This window comes from Mesorhizobium sp. M7A.F.Ca.ET.027.03.2.1 (assembly GCF_003999175.1).
Lineage (GTDB): Bacteria > Pseudomonadota > Alphaproteobacteria > Rhizobiales > Rhizobiaceae > Mesorhizobium.
Genome location: NZ_RZOM01000220.1, coordinates 1 through 6857, shown reverse-complemented (window position 1 = coordinate 6857; position 6857 = coordinate 1). Strand labels below are relative to the sequence as shown.

The 6857-nt window shown below is 63.6% G+C and carries 4 protein-coding genes and 1 pseudogene; 2 read left to right on the top strand and 3 right to left on the bottom strand.

The genetic code is table 11. The annotated features are described in order from the left end of the window. Positions 1 to 105: 105 nt before the first annotated feature. A complete protein-coding gene (xylA, locus tag EN750_RS12250) occupies positions 106 to 1431 on the bottom strand; it encodes a xylose isomerase (protein ID WP_127328551.1) in 1326 nt (441 codons plus the stop codon). Positions 1432 to 1543: 112 nt separating this feature from the next. Here xylA and EN750_RS12245 point away from each other — a divergent pair, with 112 nt between their 5' ends. Further along, complete coding sequence (locus EN750_RS12245; protein WP_127269938.1) at positions 1544 to 1906, top strand: nuclear transport factor 2 family protein; 363 nt, start codon at positions 1544 to 1546, stop codon at positions 1904 to 1906. A gap of 197 nt (positions 1907 to 2103) precedes the next feature. Here the strand turns inward: EN750_RS12245 and xylB are convergent, their stop codons facing one another. Beyond that, positions 2104 to 3558, bottom strand: a complete 1455-nt coding sequence (gene xylB, locus EN750_RS12235; protein WP_127396581.1) for a xylulokinase — start codon at positions 3556 to 3558, stop codon at positions 2104 to 2106. A gap of 82 nt (positions 3559 to 3640) precedes the next feature. Next, the gene (locus EN750_RS12230; RefSeq protein WP_127396580.1) at positions 3641 to 4963 is read right to left on the bottom strand and encodes a tetratricopeptide repeat protein; all 1323 of its coding nucleotides are present in this window, start codon (positions 4961 to 4963) and stop codon (positions 3641 to 3643) included. Between the two features lie 226 nt (positions 4964 to 5189). Between EN750_RS12230 and EN750_RS12225 the strand changes: the two are divergent. Further along, positions 5190 to 6857 (top strand): annotated as a pseudogene (locus EN750_RS12225) (autotransporter outer membrane beta-barrel domain-containing protein); the annotation flags it as partial.

The window sequence follows — 6857 nt, the reverse complement described above, 5'->3', positions numbered from 1 at the left end:
ATCCTCGGCAGCCTCTCGCGAAGTGGGCTGACTAGCAGATAGCGATGGCGGCGGCTTTCATCCAGTGGTGCCGGATGTCGGTCCAGAGATGGAGCGGCGCGCGCCTTACACGTAGCGGTTGACGATATTTTCCAGCAGTTCCTGGCGGCCGGACCTCGGCTGCGGCTCGATCTTCTTCTTGACGACACGCTCGGCGATATCCTCAAGCGTGCGCTTGCCGGCGAGCATCGCCTTGCCCTCGGCCGTGTTCCAGCCGGCATAACGTTCGGCCAGCGGCGCCGATAGCGCCTTGTCCTCAACCATGCGGGCCGCGGCTTTCAGGCCACGTGCGCAAGAGTCCATGCCGCCGATATGGCCGATCAGCAGGTCCTGCGGATCGAGCGACTGGCGGCGCAGCTTGGCGTCGAAATTGGTGCCGCCGGTCTTGAAGCCGCCGGCCTGCAGGACCTGGTAGTAGGCCAGTGCCATTTCCGGCACGTTGTTGGGGAACTGGTCGGTGTCCCATCCCGACTGATAGTCGTTGCGGTTCATATCGATCGAACCGAAAATGCCGAGCGCATTGGCCAGAGCCAGTTCGTGCTCGAAGGAATGGCCGGCCAGGATGGCGTGGCCCTGCTCGATATTGACCTTGACCTCCTTCTCCAGCCCGAAGCGCTTGAGGAAGCCGTAGACCGTGGCGACATCGTAATCATACTGATGCTTGGTCGGCTCCTGCGGCTTCGGCTCGATCAGGATCGCGCCCTTGAAGCCGATTTTGTGCTTGTAGTCGACGACCATGCTGAGGAACCGGCCGGCCTGTTCCTGCTCGCGCGCGAGGTCGGTGTTGAGCAGCGTCTCATAGCCTTCGCGCCCGCCCCACAGCACGTAGTTTTCGCCCTTCAGCCGCTTGGTGACGTCGATGCAGCTTTTTACCGTCGCCGCTGCGTAGGCAAAGACATCCGGATCGGGATTGGTGGCCGCCCCCGACATGAAGCGGCGATTGGAGAACAGATTGGCGGTGCCCCAAAGCAGCTTGACGCCGGTCTGCTTCATCTTCCCCGCGAAGTAATCGGCGATCTCGTCGAGGCGCGCGGCACTTTCGGAAAAATCCTTGCCTTCCGGCCGCACATCGGCGTCGTGGAAGCAGAAATAGGGCGCGCCGAGCAGCGAGAACATCTCGAAGGCGACGTCCGCTTTCAGCTTTGCCAGCTCCATCGTGTCGGTGCCACCTGCCTTGGGGAACCACGGCCGGTCGAAGGTCTGGCCGCCGAACGGATCGCCGCCCGGCCAGGCAAAGGAGTGCCAGTAGGCGACGGCGAAGCGCAGATGGTCTTCCAGCCGTTTGCCGGCGACGAGCTCGTCGGGATTGTAGAACCTATAGGCCAGCGGATTGGTCGAATCCGGCCCTTCATATTTGATTTTCTTGATGTCGCCGAAAAATCCGCTGCTCATGATTTCTGTCCTCTCACAAAGTTCTGCCGCCATTACCTCAGGCGTAATTGGTTTCAGGCCAGCGCCGGTTGAAAAGGGTCATGTCAAAACCGTCAAATGAAGGAGACAGACCATGACCGACCTCACCAAGATCGCTGAAAACTACATCACCGCCTGGAACGAAAGCGATGCCGTCCGCCGGACCGAATTGCTCAAGGCGACCTTCACGGAAGACGTCAGCTATCGTGATCCGCTCATGCAGGGCGACGGCCATGAAGGCGTCGCGGCTCTGATCGACGGCGTGCAGCAGCGCTTTGCCGGCTTCCGGTTCTCGCTGAAGGGCACGCCGGACGGTTTTGCCGACAAGATCCGCTTCTCGTGGAATCTCGGGCCTGAGGGGACGCCATCGGTGATCGAAGGTACCGACATCGGAATCATCGAGAACGGCCGCCTGAAGAGCGTCACCGGCTTTCTCGACAAGGTGCCTGCGCAGTAAGGACTTCTGGGCGAGGCGGGTGCGAAGCGCCCCCCTCTGGCCTGCCGGCCATCTCCCCCTCAAGGGGGGAGATTGGCTGTCTTTCCCGCCATCGCTAATTATCAACCTTGCAAGACGAGTAAAGCCGTCAACGCTGCCGATCTCCCCCCTAGAGGGGGAGATGCCCGGCAGGGCAGAGGGGGGCGCCTCGCACTGAATCACGCGGTTACAGCCCTGATCGCCGGGTACAGCTCCCGGTAGCGCTGATAGGCATCGGCATAGACGCCGCCAAGCGCCGCGTCCGGTTCGATCGTGGCATCCGTCCTCGGTGCCGTACAGACTTCCAGGGGATCGGCACCAGTCGCAGCGATCAGGCCGAGCCGTGCGGCGCCAAAGGCGGCGCCGAAGTCGCCGTCGGCGGGAATGTCGACAGGCAGTTGAAGCGCGGTGGCAATCGCCTTCAGCCAGTAGCGCGAGCGGGAACCGCCGCCGATCGCCGTCACCCGCGTCAAACTCGTGCCGGCCTTCGCCAGGGCGTCGAGGCTGTCGCGGAAGGCAAAGGCCACACCCTCCAGCACGGCCTGGGTCAGCACGGCACGGCTCGATTCATGCGCCAGCCCGGCGAACGCGCCGCGAATGGCGGCATCATTGTAGGGTGTGCGCTCACCCGAGAGATAAGGCAGGAAGGACACGCCGCTGGGCGCCTCCAATGTGTCGCCGAGTTCAGCGGTCAATTCGCCGGCGCTCTTCCCGGTGATTTCGGACAGCCAATTGAGCGAATCCGTTGCCGACAGGATGACCCCCATCTGGTGCCAGGTGTTCGGCAGGGCGTGGCAGAAGGTGTGAACCGCGCTAGCCGGGTTGGGCAGGTAGGAAGCGTTGGCGGCAAACAGCACGCCCGATGTGCCGAGCGAGACGAAAGCGTGGCCGGCGCCGACCGTGCCCATGCCGCAGGCCGAGGCCGCATTGTCGCCGGCGCCGCCGGCGATTGGAATGCCGGCCTGGACGCCCCATTTCGAGGCCAATTCACTGCGCAGTGCGCCTGCCTTGTGCGTACCCTCGACCAGCGACGGCATCTGCTCCTCGTCGAGCGACGTCGCTGCGAGCAGGTCCGTACTCCAGCGCCGGTTGCCGACATCGAGCCAGGAGGTACCGGCAGAATCCGACATCTCCGAAATGTGTTCGCCCGAAAGCCAGAGCCGCAGGAAATCCTTGGGCAGCAGCACTTTTGCGACCTTGGCGAAGAGAGCGGGTTCGTTGTTTTTCACCCAGGCAAGTTTCGGCGCGGTGAAACCGGGAAAGACGATGTTGCCGGTCAGAGCGCGGAAGCGCGGATCGGCATCGAGGACAGCCGCCTCGGCATGGCTGCGCGTGTCGTTCCACAGGATGCAGGGACGCAGCACCTTGTCGGCGGCGTCGAGCAGCGTGGCGCCATGCATCTGCCCGGACAGGCCAATGCCCTTGACTGCCGCGAGTTCATCCGGATGGGAGGATTTGAGCTCGGCAATTGCGTCTTCGCAGGCCCGGATCCAGTGCTCGGGATTCTGTTCCGACCAGCCGGGATGCGGCCGTGAAACATCAAGCGAACCATGGCCGGAACCGATGACGGTTTGCCCGGCATCGATCAGCAGCGCCTTGACGCCCGACGTTCCGAGATCGAGGCCCAGATACATGTCTTCCTCCCACGCCAGTTAATTTTTTCGGGTCTCGAAAAAATCTGGCTTGGCCAGTTTTTAAAACAAGATCCGCTTCGGGTCAATTCTCCGACAAATCGGCGGCGCGTCGCACAAACAGCGCTGACAGCGGACTGTCGGGCCGCGCCATCGAACGCTCGGCCGTGAGCGCCCTGGCCAGCGCACCGTCACCGGCGCGCAACGCTGCCTCGATCAGCGTCAGGTCGATAACATCGCGCTGGGCGTGGCTGCCGCCGAAGCGATGGGAGATCGATCGGATCGGCCGGATCAGGCGCACGGTCTCGGCGTAACTGCCCTCACCGAATGCCTTGATGGCGAGCGTCAGCGGATGGCCGACATCCCGCGTGAAAGCCGCATTGTCGTCGCTGCCACGCATGGCCTCGCGCTGAGCCTCAAGCAAAGCGAGGGCCGGCGCATCTAACCCTGCACCGACAAAGGCCATCATCGCGTGGGCATCGTTGAAGGCATAATTGCCGGCGCCGGCCTTATGCCAATTGGCGGCGAGCGCCGCCCAGCGGTCGCCGACATCGACGCCGCCGAGGGCGAGCCGCCACAGGACTGCCGAGGCATCGACCATGTTGAGCGCCATCGTCGATTGCACGATGTAGATGGGGCCGTCATAGAGGGCCAGCACCGCGTCGGTCTCGCCGAGATCATAGTGGAACAGCGCCAGGTGCCACCAATTGTGGACCTGCAGGAAACTCTCCCTTGTCCACGCTTCCGGGTTGGTCAGCATCCAGGCGATGCCATCCCTTTGCCGGCTCTGCATTTCCATGACATGGGCGACGGCATGCTGCGCCCAGCCGTCGCGCGGCTCGAAGTCGACCGCCGCGCGGCCAAGCTGCTCGGCCCTGACATAGTCACCCATTTCCTCCAGCCCGAAGGCGTGCATGCCGAGCATGGCGTGGTAGCCGGGCATGCCGCTTTGCCAGGACGGCAGGGCGCGTGCGATGCGGTCGCGCAGCATGCGTGCATTGCCGGTGAAGAAATCGATCTGGTGGCCGACCTGCAGCGCCAGCCCGTCGCGCGGGGTCTCGATGGTGATGTCCTCGAGAATGCGGCTGGCTTGATGCCAGCGTCCGTTGGCGAGATGACCCAGGGCTGTGACATGCGCCCGCTCGCGCGTGGTAGCGGCAAGCGGCAGTGACGCCTCATGGCAAGCCTTGGCCACCGCTGTCGCCTCCCGCTCGGTGGCGAGGCCGAACAGATAGCCCTTGAAGACATGCGCCATGACGAAGCCGGGATCTTCCGCGATGGCGTGGTCGATGGACGCCACGGGATCGCCGATGAAGCACTGCAGTTCGCGCACTGCCTGGCTGTAGGGGGCGAACCCCGCCTCCGTTGCACCCGAAAGCGTCAGGCCGAATGCGTCCCTGGTTGCCATGCGATGTCCTTTCATCGATCCGTGACAGGGCCTCGATCCTTCGGCCCAAACCGATCCTAAAGCATGGGCCACGGACACGCCAACCGCGCGCTACGCCAGATCATTTCAGTAGTCTTTGCAGTTTAGCAACCATGCGGGGCAGATTAGGCTTTGTAAAATCGAATGAATTGTGTCTTCATTACGGCGACTGGCGGGGGCTGGAAATCGCGAATCGAGAGGGGACGCGATGTGGCATATGAAGAACTCGCTTCCGAACAGTCGTTCGGAGGATGCGCAGGTGACAGTTGCTTCGCCACGGCGAAAGCCGCATCCGCTACACCCTTGGCTTATTAGCATCCTCTCAACTACGGCCTTTGCGTTGCTGCCCAATTCAGCTGCGTTTGCCGCATGCGTGCTGGGCCCAATCGCCGGAAATACCGTCTACACCTGCGATAGCGGCGACTCGGGCGGCAGCCTCACCGATGCCGATGGCGATAACACGCTGAATTTTCCCGCCGGCGGCACCGGGCAGATATCAGGCAACGTGACCTTTGGTGTCGGCACGGACCGCATCGACATGCAGTCCGGCACCATCACCGGCACCGTCGATCAGGGTGGCGGCACGGATTTTTTCACCATTGGCGCGGGGACCGTCGCCGGCAATGTCCAGCAGGGCGCCGGCATCGACGACTTCAACATGAGCGGCGGCCAGATCGGCTCGCTCAACCAGGGCGACGGCCTCGACACCTTCACCATGACCGGCGGCCGCATCGTCGATTTCTTCGACGATGGCGACCGCGCCGTGATGATCGGTGGCCGCATCGGCCGCGTCAACATGAAGCTCGACCAGAATTACTTCAACATGTCCGGCGGCACCATCGACCGCAACCTCGTCACCGGCTTCGACAAGGACACGATCATCCTGTCGGGCGGCACCGTCGGCGGCAACATCAGCGTCAGCGGCGGCAATGACAGCGTCACGGTCACCGGCGGCACGGTCGGTGGCGATATACTGATGAGCTTTGGCGCCGACGATTTCGTCTGGAACGGTGGCGGCATCATCTATGGCGCCGTCGATCTCGGCGGCGACAACGACACCGCCAGGCTCAGCAACCTCACCAACGCCAATCTCGGTGCCACGAATGCCATATCAGGCGGCCTCGGTACCGACGCGCTGACACTGGACAACGTCAAACTGGATGGGGTCAGCCGGCTCCAGAACTGGGAAAGCATCGACGCCACCAACGACACCGAACTGACGATGGACAGCAAGCTGGTGCTCGGCGATAGCGGCACCGGCACAGGTTCGCTCAGTGTCGATGCCGCAAGCACGCTCTATGGCGGCGGCTTCAATGCGGCGATCCAGGCGTTTACGGCAGGCCAGTTGGCGCAGGTCACCAATGCCGGCCGCATCGACCTGACCAATGGCAGCACCGGCGCCACCGACAGCCTGACGATTTCGGGCAATTATGTCGGGCTGGGGGGCCTGCTGCTTATCCAGACCGAGCTCGGTGACGATTCCTCCGCATCCGACAAGTTGGTCCTGTCGAGCGGAACGGCTTCCGGTTCGACCGGCATCTCCGTGGTCAATCTCGGCGGCGCGGGGGCTGCGACCACGCAGGACGGCATCATGGTCGTCCAGGCAATCAACGGCGCCACCTCGGGCGCCACGACATTCGCGCTCGACGCCCCGGTCGCCGCCGGTGCCTTTGAATATTACCTGTTCAAGGGCGGCGTCAGTGCCGGCAGCGAGGAGAACTGGTACCTGCGCTCGACGCTGAACACGCCGGCCCCTCCGGCCGCCGCCCCGCCGGCGCTGGAACCTACTGCGCCGCCGGAACCAGAGCCGCCGGCGGCCGAACCGCCGCCGCCGCCGCCTTCCGAGCTGCCGCCGACGCCGCCTCCGACCTGCCTC